This window comes from Streptococcus mitis (genome assembly GCF_001074635.1).
Classification (GTDB): domain Bacteria; phylum Bacillota; class Bacilli; order Lactobacillales; family Streptococcaceae; genus Streptococcus; species Streptococcus mitis_E.
Genome location: NZ_JUQO01000022.1, coordinates 16653 through 32263, shown reverse-complemented (window position 1 = coordinate 32263; position 15611 = coordinate 16653). Strand labels below are relative to the sequence as shown.

The 15611-nt window shown below is 35.4% G+C and carries 11 protein-coding genes; 6 read left to right on the top strand and 5 right to left on the bottom strand.

Annotated features, from left to right (window positions below; translation table 11 throughout):
- Window positions 1–92: 92 nt before the first annotated feature.
- Window positions 93–635, bottom strand: coding sequence for a TetR/AcrR family transcriptional regulator (locus ADI58_RS00925; RefSeq protein ID WP_049521116.1), 543 nt, complete (start codon window positions 633–635; stop codon window positions 93–95).
- A gap of 127 nt (window positions 636–762) precedes the next feature.
- On the opposite strand from ADI58_RS00925, the gene ADI58_RS00920 reads away from it, so the two are divergent.
- Window positions 763–3405, top strand: a complete 2643-nt coding sequence (locus ADI58_RS00920) for a YhgE/Pip family protein (protein WP_049521115.1) — start codon at window positions 763–765, stop codon at window positions 3403–3405.
- Between the two features lie 24 nt (window positions 3406–3429).
- Here the strand turns inward: ADI58_RS00920 and ADI58_RS00915 are convergent, their stop codons facing one another.
- The gene (locus tag ADI58_RS00915; protein WP_049521114.1) at window positions 3430–5973 is read right to left on the bottom strand and encodes a YfhO family protein; all 2544 of its coding nucleotides are present in this window, start codon (window positions 5971–5973) and stop codon (window positions 3430–3432) included.
- Between the two features lie 61 nt (window positions 5974–6034).
- Window positions 6035–7657: an ATP-binding cassette domain-containing protein gene (locus ADI58_RS00910; protein ID WP_000958772.1), complete on the bottom strand. Its 1623-nt coding sequence runs from the start codon at window positions 7655–7657 to the stop codon at window positions 6035–6037.
- A gap of 205 nt (window positions 7658–7862) precedes the next feature.
- On the opposite strand from ADI58_RS00910, the gene trpS reads away from it, so the two are divergent.
- Together trpS and guaB are read left to right on the top strand one after the other, a co-directional pair.
- On the top strand, window positions 7863–8888 hold the full coding sequence (gene trpS / locus ADI58_RS00905; protein WP_020901150.1) for a tryptophan--tRNA ligase: 1026 nt from the start codon (window positions 7863–7865) through the stop codon (window positions 8886–8888).
- Window positions 8889–9039: 151 nt separating this feature from the next.
- Entirely contained in the window at window positions 9040–10518 is a 1479-nt protein-coding gene (gene guaB, locus ADI58_RS00900; protein WP_049521113.1) for an IMP dehydrogenase, read from the top strand.
- A 51-nt stretch (window positions 10519–10569) separates the two neighbouring features.
- Here the strand turns inward: guaB and recF are convergent, their stop codons facing one another.
- Window positions 10570–11667 (bottom strand): DNA replication/repair protein RecF, encoded by a 1098-nt coding sequence (gene recF / locus ADI58_RS00895; RefSeq protein ID WP_049521112.1) that lies wholly within the window; start codon window positions 11665–11667, stop codon window positions 10570–10572.
- A gap of 2 nt (window positions 11668–11669) precedes the next feature.
- Entirely contained in the window at window positions 11670–12038 is a 369-nt protein-coding gene (gene yaaA, locus ADI58_RS00890; protein WP_049521111.1) for a S4 domain-containing protein YaaA, read from the bottom strand.
- 158 nt (window positions 12039–12196) lie between these two features.
- On the opposite strand from yaaA, the gene yfmF reads away from it, so the two are divergent.
- The 3 genes from yfmF to rodZ are packed head-to-tail and all read left to right on the top strand — an operon-like array spanning window position 12197 to window position 15611.
- Window positions 12197–13447 carry an EF-P 5-aminopentanol modification-associated protein YfmF gene (yfmF, locus tag ADI58_RS00885; RefSeq protein ID WP_049521110.1) on the top strand — a complete coding sequence of 417 codons (1251 nt, stop codon included), beginning with the start codon at window positions 12197–12199 and terminating at the stop codon, window positions 13445–13447.
- Window positions 13444–14727 carry an EF-P 5-aminopentanol modification-associated protein YfmH gene (yfmH, locus tag ADI58_RS00880; RefSeq protein WP_049521109.1) on the top strand — a complete coding sequence of 428 codons (1284 nt, stop codon included), beginning with the start codon at window positions 13444–13446 and terminating at the stop codon, window positions 14725–14727. The genes yfmF and yfmH overlap by 4 nt, the downstream gene beginning before the upstream one ends.
- Window positions 14728–14768: 41 nt before the next feature.
- Entirely contained in the window at window positions 14769–15611 is an 843-nt protein-coding gene (gene rodZ / locus ADI58_RS00875) for a cytoskeleton protein RodZ (protein WP_049521108.1), read from the top strand.

Genomic DNA, 15611 nt, shown 5'->3' with positions numbered 1-15611 from the left:
TAGCGCATGACTGTTAATCATGATGTCGTAGGTTCGAGTCCTACTGGCGGAGTATAGATAAAAGGGAACACAACTGTGTTCCTCTTTTTGTATCAATTTGTATCACCAAGCATCTTCATAAGGAAATCTGTTATTTCTTGAGGACTTTCTTTTTTTCCATGTGCAATCCAAGTTTGACAGACACCAAAAAGTGCATGAGTTAGATAGATGCTACTATATTCTAATTCAGTGGTATTGAGATTCAGTTGCATAAAGCGTTTTTGTAAATCTGTGCTGAGCATGATATGAAGTTTATTTCTTAAGAAATTTTGGATTTCTTTGGTCCCATTTTCAGAAAGAAGGGCAGCCAGAAGTGGTTCTGACTCTAGATATTCAAATACTTCTAAAATAGCATCTCTTTTGTGATGAGCATGGTTTTGAAAAATATATTCAAATGTATGAAATAGCTTGATTTGATAGTGCTCGATCATATCATACTTATCCTTATAGTGCGTATAGAAGCTGGAACGACTAATTCCGGCTTTTTCTGCTAACTTGACAGTAGAAATTTGATCAAATGGTTGTTCCATGAGTAATTGTACCATAGCATTTTCAATAGTTCGCTTTGTTTTTAAGCGTTTGTTACTTTCTTGCATACTTCCTCCTTGTAAACAAATTAGACTATATGTCTAAAAATGGATTTTTTATCTTGTAATTTAGATTTTTTATTGTATAATCTATTATATCAAAATTTTAGACAATATGTTTAAAAAAGGAGTAACTATGTTTAAAGAATGGAAAGCAATTTTTAAAAAACCAACCTTTATTATTGTCATGATAGGAATTTCTCTTATTCCCGCTCTGTACAATATCATATTTTTATCCTCAATGTGGGATCCATATGGGCAATTGTCTGACTTACCTGTGGCAGTTGTCAATAATGATAAAGAGGCTTCCTATAATGATAATACTATGACAATAGGAAAAGACATGGTGTCCAATTTAAAAGAAAATAAAACCTTGGATTTTCATTTTGTAGATGAAGAAGAAGGTAAGAAGGGTCTAGAAAATGGCGATTACTATATGGTAGTAACTTTACCAAGTGATTTATCTGAAAAAGCAGCTTCTATTTTAACGAATCATCCAGAGCAAATGCAAATCGATTATCAGACTTCAAGTGGTCATAGTTTTATTGCTAGCAAGATGAGCGATTCTGCGATGACACAATTGAAGCAGAATGTTTCTACCAATGTAACCGAGACCTATACTAAAGCTTTATTTAACAAAATGGTCGATTTAAAGGATGGTATGAGTCAAGCAGCTTCTGGTAGTAAAAAATTAACTGATGGAGCGAATCAGTTAGTGGCAGGAAGTCAAACATTAACTACCAACCTACACTCTTTAGCAGCTTCAAGTTTAACATTTTCAAATGGAACGGAGCAGTTTACTAAAGGATTATCCTCTTATGTTTCTGGTGTCGAACAACTTCATCTTGGCTTAGGAAATTTTAATAGTGGTTTAGTTACATATACTGGTGCAGTGAGTCAATTAGATAGCGGGTTAGGTCAATTATCTTCTAAAAGTCCTGAATTAGTGAGGGGAATCAATCAGTTATATACTGGTGTAGAATCCTATACTGGCGGTGTTTCTCAGCTTAATGCTGGTCTTAATCAATTTTCATCTGGTGTTAGTGCTTATACAAACGGAGTGGGAAATCTTGCAACAGGTGCTAATCAGTTATCCAATCAATCAGCTACACTTCGAATGGGGGTGGAGCAATTAAGTGAAGGGATTCAACAACTTTCTAGCAAGTTAGATGCTTCGTCTGGGAAAAAAGATCAAATTAATCAATTATCTTCAGGTCTAAATCAGTTAAATAAAGCTATTCAAAATATTGATGTTGGAGATACAAAACAATTAGATTCTGTTTTATCAAGTATAGCATCTCTTTCTAATCAAATGTTAGCAAGTGCTCAGTCTGAAAAAACAACTACATTAGCCAATATTCAATCGACAGCAGCTTATCAATCATTGACAAGTGAGCAACAAGCTGAGATAAGAGCTTCTGTATCTCAAAATTCAACTGATAGTATTCAATCGGCTCAGTCAATTGTAGCTTTAGTTAAAGGTTTACAGGGAAGTTTGGAAAACTTACAAAATCAATCTTCAAATCTTTCGACATTAAAAAATCAAGCTAATCAAGTATTACCGCTTGCTTCTACTTCTTTGACAGGATTGTCAAGTGGATTAACAGAGATACAAGGAGCTGTTATTAGCAAATTAGTTCCTGCTAGTCAGTCGATTGCATCAGGTGTAAACGCATATACTGCAGGTGTTGATAAAGTTTCTCAGGGCGCAAGTCAACTAAGTGAAAAAAATGCTACCTTGACAGGTAGTTTGGACCAATTAGTTTCAGGCTCAACTACCTTGACACAAAAATCATCTAACTTGACAGCAGGAGTTGGTCAATTAGTTGAAAAAACTCCAGATTTAGTGTCTGGTATTGAAAAATTATCAACTGGGTCCAGTCAATTGAATCAAAAGAGTCAAGAATTAATGGCAGGAGTTGATAAATTACAATCCGGATCTGGTCAATTAGCAGACAAATCCAGTCAGTTACTTTCAGGTGCTTCTCAATTAGAGAATGGAGCTAATAAATTGGCAGATGGAGCTGGGAAACTAGCAGAAGGTGGAACAAAGTTAACTTCTGGATTGGAAGGTTTACAGACAGGAGTTGCTTCTTTAGGACAAGGATTAGGTAATGCTAGTGATCAACTCAAATCAGCATCTACGGAATCTCAAAATGCAGAGATTTTGTCAAATCCACTCAATCTTTCAAAAACAGACAATGACCAAGTTCCTGTAAATGGAATCGCAATGGCTCCTTATATGATATCAGTTGCTCTCTTTGTTGCAGCAATATCAACGAATATGATCTTTGCAAAGTTACCTTCAGGACGTCATCCAGAGAGTCGTTGGGCTTGGTTGAAATCTCGAGCTGAAATAAATGGTATTATAGCTGTTTTAGCAGGAATTTTGGTATATGGAGGAGTTCATCTTATTGGTTTAACTGCAAATCATGAGATGAGAACATTTATTCTCATTATCCTAACAAGTTTAGTATTCATGTCCATGGTGACCGCTTTAACAACATGGAATAGCCGTATAGGAGCTTTCTTTTCTCTTATTTTGCTTTTATTACAGTTAGCATCAAGTGCAGGTACTTATCCACTTGCCTTGACAAATGATTTCTTTAGAGCTATTAATCCCTGGTTACCAATGAGTTATTCAGTTTCGGGATTACGACAAACAATCTCTATGACAGGAAATATTCATCATCAAGTCATTTTCCTTGTTGTGATATTAGCCCTATTTACTGGTTTAGGTATGCTAGTCTATCAACCTAAGAAAATGGAAGAAGATTAAAAAATCGATCAACTGGTCGATTTTTTAAGCCTTAGATAACTTTCGTCTGTGATTATAGATTCCAAATAGTAAGAGAGAAGTAAAGGAACAGATTGCTCCAGTAATAAACCCATTGGGAATGAAGGAAAGTGTAATAGTTCCTTTCCCCTTAGGAACATCAACTTTCATAAAGCCAGTTTGAGCTTGTTTAATTTCTATTTTCTTACCATCTTGGTAGGCAGACCAGCCTTTGTCATAAGGAATAGTGAAAAAAATAGATGTATCTTGTTGGACATCATATGTAGCAAAAACCTTGTTTTTAGAAGTTGATACTGTGACAGGTTGTTCTTTAATTTTTTGAATTGCCTCGGTGAAAGTTTTGGTATCTAAACGGTAGAAGGTAGGAGATTCAAATGATACTTGTGAATTTTCAGGGAAACTAACATGAATATTGAAAGTTTTTGTATCTTTTGTATACCCTAGATTAAAGAAGGAGAAGACATTATCAGTTGTAAAAGTTTTCTTTTCTCCATTTACAAGGATGTCAACCTTTTTTTGTTTGTCATTAGAAAAGTGAAGGTTTGTGAAAGAAAGATAAACTTGGCTGTTTTCTGGCACTTCAATTTGATACTGGATTTCTGCATCCTCATTTGAAGAACTTGTAACACTAATCAAATCATCAGTATTTTCGGTTTTTTCATAAGGTATTGGAGAAAAATAATCAAAATTGACGTTAGCAAGTTGATTTAAAAATGAGGCCTGATTATCTAAGGTATGTTCATTGAACTTGACATCATTGTAAACAGATTGACTAGCAAATGCAATCGGAAGAGAGTATTGATTTTCATATAGGATAAGATTATCTTTTTGATAGATATCTTTAAAACCATACTTATCAATAGGGGTTTCTGAGATATTGTACTGGATTCCAAATAAACTATCAGCCAAAATACTATTATTTGCATAGCGGAGATTAAGATTAGTCCCAGAGGATTTAAACCCAAGTTTATCCAAAGTAGAGCTTGCTGAACGATTTCGAACAGATGAAAATTGAGAGATTCCATTGTAGTTGAATTTCATACTGTCATTTCCTGTCTGAGTTTGTAGTTTTTCAGTACGAGTAAATTGATTTCCAATATATGTTGAGAAAGATTCCATAGCTGGGATATCTCGATTATATGAACTTCGAGAAGCAAACCTCCATTCTTTAGCAATTCCGTCTATTTGAGATGAAGCATTTAAACTTATTTCAACCATTATAAATAAAGAAATTAGAATGGCAAATAGATTTACAGAGATAAACTTTTTGATAACTGCAAGGAGTAAAAGCGAATAGACAACCAAAAATTCAAGAGTAAGCAGAATATTCAAATCTGTTAAAAAAGAATAATGTGATTTTAGATAGATGGTAGCTAAAAATCCTGTTACTATAAGAAAAAGCGAAACTAAAAAATTCCAGACTTTAAGTTCTTTCAGACGCTTTAAGACTTCTGCTGCTGTGTAAATTAACAAGGTAGAGAAAATCCAAGCATAGCGATGTAAAAACATGTTTGGAGTATGCATGCCTTGCCAAAATAAATCAAGAGCTTCTATATAAAAGCTAGCAATTAGAAATGCAAAGAAGATTGTATAGATAAGTTTCACGTGAAACTTAATAGATTTCATCGTAAAAAATAAAATAGTCAAAATAAAGGGAAGTAGTCCAACAAAAATCATTGGGATGGCCCCATACTTTGTTGTGTCAAAGGAACCGATGAATTGTTTAGCAAAGAGATCAAGATACCAGCTACTTTCAGTTTGAAACTTTGTAACTTCAGTTAATTTTTCTCCATGTGTCTGTAAATCAAATAGAGTAGGAAGAGTCAGAATCAAACTAGCCATACCAGCTAAAAAGGAGATCACAACAAAATCAAGAAAAGATGATTTTCGAGTTTTAAAGTCCCACGAAATTTGGCAGAGATACCAGAAAATAAGAAACAATGCTGTCATATAGCCAAAATAATAATTTTGAATAAACAAAATTGACAGACTTGTAAAGTACAAAAGGAGTTTCTTTTCAGTTATAAGTAGGTGTAAACCAGTGATAATTAAAGGAATCAAGATAAAAACATCTATCCAGGTTTTTATCTCTAGTTGACTAACTGTGAAACTCATCAGAGCATAGGAAGTAGATAAAGCTAGTTTTAAAGATTTCGGAATATTTTTAAATAATTTATTTAAACTAAAGAAGGTTGACAGACCAATCAATCCAAATTTTAAGAGAGTTGTCAGATAGACAGCATCTGGCATATTAGTTAGATCAAAAAAGTAAACTAGTGGTGAAAGGAAACTACCCAAGTAATAACTAGATAGGGCATAGAAATTCAATCCGAGGCCACTTGTAAAGGTGTAAAACAGACTACCATTTCCATGTAGGATATTTCGTAAGGCTACATCAAAAATAACGTATTGATGAAAGCCATCTCCCAATAGAGGAGAGGTGTCACTATCCCAGTAGATACCTTGAGATAGATATACTCCTGTCATAATGATTACGGGAATGATAAAGGAAACAAAATAGGTCCAATATGTTTTAAAAAATAATTTCATGTTACCTCATAAAATGTTAGAAAACTCAGCTGGTTAACCCAACTGAGTTTTGAAGTTTTATTTAGTCTTTCCAAAGTTCTTTAACTTTTGCTTGTACTTCTGCATTTTCTAGGAATTCATCATAGGTTTCATCGATACGGTCAATGACGCCATTTTTAGACAAGACAATGATATGGTTAGCTAGAGTTTGAATAAACTCGTGGTCATGGCTGGCAAAGATGATTGATTCTTTAAAGTTTTTTAATCCATCATTCAAGCTTGAGATAGATTCCAAGTCCAAGTGATTGGTTGGATCATCAAGTACAAGGACATTTGATTTCAAGAGCATAAGTTTTGAAAGCATGACACGAACTTTTTCTCCTCCTGACAAGACATTTACAGGTTTGTTAACCTCATCTCCAGAGAAGAGCATACGGCCGAGGAAGCCACGTAGGAAAGTATTGTCATCTTCTTCTTTACTTGCGAATTGACGCAACCAGTCAAGGATTGACTCTCCTCCTGCAAAATCTGCTGAGTTATCTTTTGGCAGGTAAGATTGACTAGTGGTCACTCCCCACTTGACAGTTCCTTCATAGTCAATGTCTCCCATGATTGCACGAATTAATGCAGTCGTTTGGATGTCATTTTGTCCAATAAGCGCTGTCTTATCACCTGGACGCAAGATAAAGCTGATATTATCTAAAATAGTCTCACCATCAATCTTTACAGTTAGATTTTCTACTGTCAAGAGATCATTACCAATCTCACGTTCCGCTTTAAAGTTGATAAATGGATATTTACGACTAGATGGTACAATTTCTTCAAGTTCAATCTTATCAAGCATTTTCTTACGTGATGTTGCTTGTCTTGATTTGGAAGCATTAGCAGAGAAACGAGCAACGAATTCTTGCAATTGTTTAATTTTTTCTTCTGCTTTGGCATTACGGTCTGCTAGCAATTTAGCAGCGAGTTCAGAAGATTCCTTCCAGAAATCATAGTTTCCGACATAGAGTTTGATTTTTCCGAAGTCAAGGTCGGCCATGTGAGTACATACTTTGTTTAAGAAGTGACGGTCGTGGGATACTACGATAACGGTGTTATCAAAATCAATCAAGAAGTCTTCTAGCCATGTAATTGATTGGATATCCAAACCATTGGTAGGCTCGTCCAAGAGAAGAACATCAGGTTTACCAAAAAGTGCTTTGGCGAGGAGAACTTTTACTTTCTCACCGTTGGCCAATTCGCTCATGTTTTGATAGTGTAATTCTTCTGGAATGTTTAGGTTTTGAAGTAGTTGAGAGGCTTCACTTTCTGCTTCCCAGCCCCCAAGCTCGGCAAATTCTCCTTCGAGTTCGGCAGCACGCACTCCATCCTCATCTGAGAAATCTTCTTTCATGTAGATAGCATCTTTCTCCTTCATGATGCTATAAAGTTTTTCATTTCCCATGATAACAACATCAATGGCACGTTCATCTTCATAGTCAAAGTGATTTTGACGAAGAACAGAGAGACGTTCATCTGGACCAAGAGAGATGTGACCAGTAGTAGGTTCGATATCACCCGCTAAAATTTTTAAGAATGTTGACTTTCCGGCACCATTAGCACCGATTAATCCGTAAGTATTTCCTTCTGTAAATTTGATATTGACATCATCAAAAAGTTTACGATCACTAAAACGTAGTGAAACATCAGATACTGTAAGCAATGTTTTTCTCCTATATATGTAATATATTTATTCTACTAGAAAATACGGAAATATTCAAATTTTTATCTGTCAATTTTGTGTAAATTAAATTTACAGCACGCTTTACACAAATCCGTAAATAGCAAGGCTGATTTATTTTGATAAATTACGGTTATTTCATTAAAAAAATGCTATAATTGAAGGGACTATATCGAAGGAGAAAAAAATGACTAAACCCATTATTTTAACAGGAGACCGTCCAACAGGAAAATTGCATATTGGACATTATGTTGGAAGTCTCAAAAATCGAGTATTATTACAGGAAGAGGATAAGTATGATATGTTTGTGTTCTTGGCTGACCAACAAGCCTTGACAGATCATGCCAAAGATCCTCAAACCATTGTAGAGTCTATCGGAAATGTGGCTTTGGATTATCTTGCAGTTGGATTGGATCCAAGTAAATCAACTATCTTTATTCAAAGCCAGATTCCAGAGTTGGCTGAGTTGTCTATGTATTATATGAATCTAGTTTCATTAGCACGTCTGGAGCGTAATCCAACTGTCAAGACAGAAATTGCTCAGAAAGGATTTGGAGAAAGCATTCCGACAGGATTCTTGGTCTATCCAATAGCTCAAGCAGCTGACATCACAGCTTTCAAGGCTAATTATGTTCCTGTTGGGACAGATCAGAAACCAATGATTGAGCAAACTCGTGAAATTGTTCGTTCTTTTAACAATGCATATAAATGTGATGTATTGGTAGAGCCGGAAGGTATTTATCCAGAAAATGAGAGAGCAGGGCGTTTGCCTGGTTTGGATGGGAATGCTAAAATGTCTAAATCACTCAATAACGGTATTTATTTAGCTGATGATGCGGATACTTTGCGTAAAAAAGTAATGAGTATGTATACAGATCCAGATCATATTCGAGTGGAAGATCCAGGTAAGATTGAGGGAAATATGGTTTTCCATTATCTAGATGTTTTTGGTCGTCCAGAAGATGCTCAAGAAATTGCTGACATGAAAGAACATTATCAACGAGGTGGTCTTGGTGATGTGAAGACCAAGCGTTATCTACTTGAAATATTAGAACGTGAACTTGGTCCTATTCGTGAGCGCCGTATCGAATTTGCTAAGGATATGGGAGAAGTTTATAATATGCTTCAAAAAGGTAGTGAAAGAGCACGTGAAGTTGCAGGTCAGACCCTATCTGAGGTTAAAGGAGCAATGGGACTTCATTACTTTAACTAGGTTTATTTTACAAGAAACTATCATTTCTATCTCAAAGAAAAGATAGTTTTTTATTTACCCCTGTAACATTTGACAAATTTTTATAGAATGGTATGATAGATACAATATAAAAAGAGTCAAGCTCAAAAAGAAAGAAAAGAGGAAACTTCGAATGTCTAATTGGGACACTAAATTTTTGAAAAAAGGTTTTACCTTTGATGATGTATTGCTTATTCCAGCTGAAAGTCATGTGTTGCCTAACGATGCAGATTTAACAACTAAATTGGCAGATAATTTGACTTTAAATATCCCAATTATTACCGCTGCCATGGACACAGTTACAGAGAGTCAAATGGCCATTGCTATTGCTCGTGCAGGCGGTCTCGGAGTTATCCATAAAAACATGTCAATTGCTCAACAAGCAGAAGAGGTTCGTAAGGTAAAACGTTCTGAAAATGGAGTTATTATTGATCCGTTCTTCTTGACGCCTGAACATACAATTGCTGAAGCAGATGAGCTTATGGGTCGTTACCGCATCAGTGGTGTTCCAGTTGTTGAAACACTTGAAAATCGTAAATTGGTTGGTATTTTGACAAACCGAGATCTTCGTTTTATTTCAGATTATAACCAACCAATCTCAAACCATATGACTAGTGAAAATCTTGTTACTGCTCCTGTGGGTACAGATCTTGCAACAGCTGAGAGCATTCTTCAAGAACACCGTATTGAAAAGCTTCCTTTGGTAGATGAAGAAGGTCGTCTTTCTGGTTTGATTACTATCAAAGATATTGAAAAAGTTATTGAGTTTCCAAATGCTGCTAAAGATGAGTTTGGTCGTCTTCTAGTTGCAGGTGCAGTAGGTGTTACTTCAGATACATTTGAACGTGCAGAGGCTCTTTTTGAGGCAGGAGCGGATGCGATTGTTATTGATACTGCACATGGTCATTCTGCAGGTGTCTTGCGTAAAATTGCTGAGATTCGTGCTCACTTCCCAGATCGTACTTTGATTGCTGGAAATATTGCTACTGCTGAGGGAGCGCGTGCCCTGTATGAAGCAGGTGTAGACGTTGTCAAGGTTGGTATTGGACCAGGTTCTATCTGTACTACTCGTGTGATTGCTGGTGTTGGTGTTCCACAAGTAACAGCTATCTATGATGCTGCAGCTGTTGCGCGTGAATATGGTAAAACGATCATTGCTGACGGTGGAATCAAGTATTCTGGAGATATTGTAAAAGCCCTTGCTGCAGGTGGAAATGCAGTTATGCTTGGATCAATGTTTGCTGGAACTGATGAAGCTCCAGGCGAAACTGAAATCTTCCAAGGACGTAAGTTTAAGACTTACCGTGGTATGGGATCAATTGCTGCTATGAAGAAAGGTTCAAGCGATCGTTACTTCCAAGGTTCTGTTAATGAAGCAAACAAACTCGTTCCAGAAGGAATTGAAGGTCGTGTTGCTTATAAAGGTGCGGCAGCTGATATTGTCTTCCAAATGATTGGAGGTATTCGCTCTGGTATGGGTTACTGTGGTGCAGCTAACCTTAAAGAACTACACGATAATGCTCAATTTATTGAAATGTCTGGTGCTGGTTTGAAAGAAAGCCACCCTCACGATGTACAAATTACTAATGAGGCACCAAATTATTCTATGTAAAAAAACAATGAAAAGAACTCCCGTGGAAACAGGAGTTCTTTTACAATGTTGTCAACTTTCATTTACAGTAACTTTACCATCCTGAATAGTGAAGATACTTAGATTTTCTGGCAGATTTTGAAGATGATCTAAGCTTGTTGTTGTAATAAAGGTTTGGATTGAATGAGAAATCGTTTCTAATAATTTTAGTTGTCTAGTGTTGTCAAGTTCACTCATAACATCGTCAAGCAATAATATCGGAGATTCTGTAGTAATGCTTTCCATTAATTCGATTTCTGCTAATTTTATCGAGAGGACGAGACTACGATGTTGACCTTGACTTCCAAAACTAGCATCCATCCCATTTATATAAAAAGAAATATCATCTCGATGAGGCCCAACACCAGTATTCTTTTTAAATAAATCTCTGGACCTACTTTTTTCTAAAGCAATTTTGAAAGATTCGGATAAGTCTTCTTTGTCAGTTATATTGACAGAAGATTGATAGGATATTGACAGCTCTTCAATCTGATTAGAGAGTTCAAAATGTTTCTTACGCCCAAATGATTCTAGTTTTTTTATGAAATCTAAGCGGTGATTCATTACACGACATCCATAATCAACTAGCTGATCATCCAACACTGAAAGGAAGGTTTCATCTATTTTTTGAGCTGATTTTAGATAAGTGTTTCTTTGTTTTAGGATGTGGTTATAATTGGTTAAGTCTGATAGATAGATGGGCTTAATTTGTCCAAGCTCCATATCAATGAATTTTCGTCGAACTGAAGGTGCTCCTTTAATTAGTTGTAAATCTTCAGGAGCAAATAAGACAACATTCATGTGTCCTATATAATCTGAAAGGCGTGCCTGTTTTAAATGATTAACTTTTGTCACACGGCCTTTTTGTGTTAGTTCTATTTCTAGGGGAATGGATCCCGTTTTTTTCTGAACAAGACCTGAAAGATGAAGTTGTTCCTCATCAAAATGAATGAGATTTTTATCTGTTCGAGTTCGATGACTACGCGTTAAGGCTAAAAAATAGATAGCCTCTAATATGTTTGTTTTTCCTTGTGCATTACGTCCCAAAAAGACATTCAATTTAGGATTAAAGTCTATTTTCGTCTCTTTGTAGTTACGAAAAGTCTTGAGAGATAGGTGTTGTAGCCACATGATTATCTACCAGGGAATCGTGGAGCTTGTTTGCTTTTGGGTGATGAAGAAAGTTTCGATTTGTCTTTTTTTACTCCCTTATTCATCTCTTTGACGAGTTTAGCGATTCGTTCTTTTTCAACTTTATCAGCTTGGTATTCATCTTGCTCCTCAGAAGTAGGTTGTGTCAACAAGATGTCAATATTCATGTCAGGGATGTCAACTTTATCACCAATACGAAGCTTTTTACCACGACGATTCTCTAATTCCCCATTAAAGTAAACAGAATGTTCAGAGAGAAATGATTTGATAGCTCCTCCGCTATGTGTAATTCCAAGTTCTTTGAGTAGTGCTTGGAGGGTAATAAATTCTTCAAATAATTTGTATTCCATAATTCACCTCAATCTTTGGTATTATACCATATTTTCCTAAAAATAGTGAGAGAAACAAGGAGTAATGTAAGCGATTTTTATTTCAAAAGTGTTACAGAGAACAAGAAAATTTCAGGTTTTCGTGATATAATAGAAGTCTGTATATAAGGAGGGAAATCATGGAGTTAGTGAATGGAATTTCAATACATTTTATCCAATCAAAAAAGTTTAAAACGAACAAAATCGCCGTGCGTTTTACCGCTCCATTATCCCTAGATACGATTGCAGGTCGCATGTTGAGTGCGAGTATGCTAGAGACTGCTAATCAGATGTATCCCACTTCTCAAGATTTGAGGAGACATTTAGCCAGTCTATACGGCACAGATATGTCAACTAATTGTTTCAGAAGAGGGCAAAGTCATATTGTAGAATTGACATTTACCTATGTTCGTGATGAGTTTTTAAGTAGGAAAAATGTGCTAACTTCTCAGGTTTTGGAACTAGTAAAAGAAACTCTTTTTTCACCCATGCTAGTTGATAATGGATTTGATCCGGCCTTATTTGAAATTGAGAAAAAACAATTGCTAGCAAGTTTAGCAGCTGATATGGATGATTCTTTTTATTTTGCACATAAAGAATTAGACAAATTATTTTTTCATGATGAACGTCTCCAATTGGAATATAGTGATTTACGAAATCGTATTTTAGCTGAAACTCCACAAAGTTCTTATTCTTGTTTCCAAGAATTTTTGTCCAATGATCGAATAGATTTCTTTTTCCTAGGTGATTTTAATGAGGTTGAAATTCAAAATGTATTAGAATCATTTGGCTTTAAAGGTCGAAAAGGAGATGTGAAGGTTCAGTATTGTCAACCTTATTCCAATATCCTTCAGGAAGGTATGGTTCGGAAAAATGTGGGACAATCCATTTTGGAATTAGGTTATCATTGCCCTTCTGAATATGGTGATGAGCAACATTTACCCATGATTGTAATGAATGGTTTACTTGGTGGATTTGCTCATTCTAAATTATTTACAAATGTCCGTGAAAATGCTGGATTGGCTTATACTATTTCAAGTCAGCTTGATTTGTTTAGTGGATTCTTGAGGATGTATGCTGGCATTGATCGAGAAAATCGGAATCAGGCTCGAAAAATGATGAATAATCAACTGCTTGATTTAAAAAAAGGATATTTTACAGAGATTGAGTTAGAGCAGACCAAGGAAATGATTCGTCGGTCTTTATTACTTTCTCAAGATAATCAAAGTTCATTGATTGAACGTGCTTATCAAAATGCCTTACTTGGAAAATCTTCAGCAGACTTTAAAAGTTGGATTTCAAAACTCGAGCAAGTTGACAAAGATGCTATTTGTAGAGCAGCTAATAATGTGAAACTACAGGCGATTTACTTTATGGAAGGAATAGAATGACAAAGGTTGTTTTTGAAGAAAAATACTATCCAGCTGTAAAAGAAATGGTTTATCGAACTCGTTTGTCAAATGGATTGACAGTTGCTCTTTTGCCTAAAAAGGAATTTAAAGAGGTTTACGGGAGTGTAACTGTACAGTTTGGTTCGGTAGATACGCTTGTCACAGAAGTTGACGGAGATGTAAAAGAATATCCTGGAGGAATTGCTCATTTTCTTGAACATAAATTATTTGAGAGAGAAGATGCTAGCGATTTGATGTCAGCTTTTACGAGTCTAGGTGCGGATAGCAATGCCTTTACAAGCTTTACAAAAACAAGCTATCTTCTTTCAGCAACAGATCATTTTTTAGAAAATTTAGACTTACTTGATGAATTGGTAACATCAGCACATTTTACTGAAGATTCCATTTTAAGAGAGCAGGATATTATCCAGCAAGAACGAGAAATGTATCAAGATGACCCAGATTCGTGTTTATTCTTTTCAACTTTAGCGAATTTGTATCCTGGTACACCTTTAGCAACTGATATAGTTGGAAGTGAGGAGTCCATTTCCCAAATCAATCTAACTAATTTACAAGAAAATTTTACAAGGTTTTACAAATCTGTAAACATGTCTCTGTTTTTAGTTGGTAATTTTGATGTGGAGCAAGTACAGGACTATTTTGAAAGCAAAGAACTGAAAGATTTAGATGTTCAGGATGTAGCAAGAGAAAACTTTGTTTTACAGGCTGTAAAGCAAACAGACAGTATGAGAATGGAAGTATCTTCTCCTAAACTAGCGATTGGGATTAGAGGTAAGCGAAAAGTTGCTGAAGCGGATTGCTATCGACATCATATTTTATTAAAATTATTGTTTGCAATGATGTTTGGTTGGACTTCGGATCGTTTTCAAAAGTTATATGAATCAGGTAAAATAGATGCTTCCTTATCTCTTGAAATTGAAGTAACAAGTCGTTTTCATTTTGTTATGTTGACAATGGATACGAAAGAGCCAGTTGCTTTATCTCATCAGTTTAGGAAGGCTATTCGTAATTTTACAAAGGATTTAGATATTACAGAGGATCATTTAGATATTATCAAAAGAGAGATGTTTGGAGAATTTTTCAGTAGCATGAACTCTCTTGAATTTATTGCAACGCAATATGATGCTTTTGAACATGGTGAGACGATTTTTGATTTACCAAAGATTTTACAGGAAATTACTTTAGAGGATGTCCTTGAAGCAGGGCATCATTTAATAGATGAAGGGGATATAGTTGATTTTACAATATTCCCATCGTAGTAACCTATCGTAATAGACACTAGAAAGAAGGGATGACAAGTATGAGGAAAAAAACAATTGGTGAGGTTTTACGATTAGCTAGAATCAATCAGGGATTGAGTTTAGATGAATTGCAGAAAAAGACAGAAATCCAGTTAGATATGTTGGAAGCAATGGAAGCAGACGATTTCGATCAACTTCCAAGTCCTTTTTATACGCGTTCTTTCTTGAAAAAATATGCATGGGCTGTTGAGTTAGATGATCAAATTGTTTTGGATGCTTATGATTCTGGGAGTATGATTACTTATGAGGAAGTAGATGTTGATGAAGATGAGTTGACAGGTCGTAGACGTTCAAGTAAGAAAAAGAAGAAAAAAACATCCTTTTTACCTTTATTTTATTTTATCCTTTTTGCTTTATCGATTTTAATTTTTGTGACCTATTATGTTTGGAACTATATTCAAACTCAACCAGAGGGGCCTTCTCTTTCTAATTACAGTGTGGTTCAATCAACAAGTTCAATAAGTTCAACTAGCTCTGTTCCTCGCTCCTCAAGTAGTAGTTCATCTAGCAGTTCTTCTAGTATAGAATCAGCTATAAGTGTATCAGGCGAAGGAAATCATGTAGAAATCGCTTATAAGACAAGTAAGGAAACAGTTAAATTGCAATTGGCAGTTTCAGATGTTACAAGTTGGGTCAGCGTTTCAGAAAGCGAACTTGAGGGCGGTGTAACCTTATCGCCAGAGAAGAAAAGTGCAGAAGCAACAGTTGCAACTAAAAGTCCTGTAACAATTACGTTAGGTGTTGTAAAAGGTGTTGCTTTGACAGTAGATAATCAGACTGTTGATTTATCGAAATTAACAGCTCAGACTGGACAAATCACTGTAACCTTTACTAAAAATTAA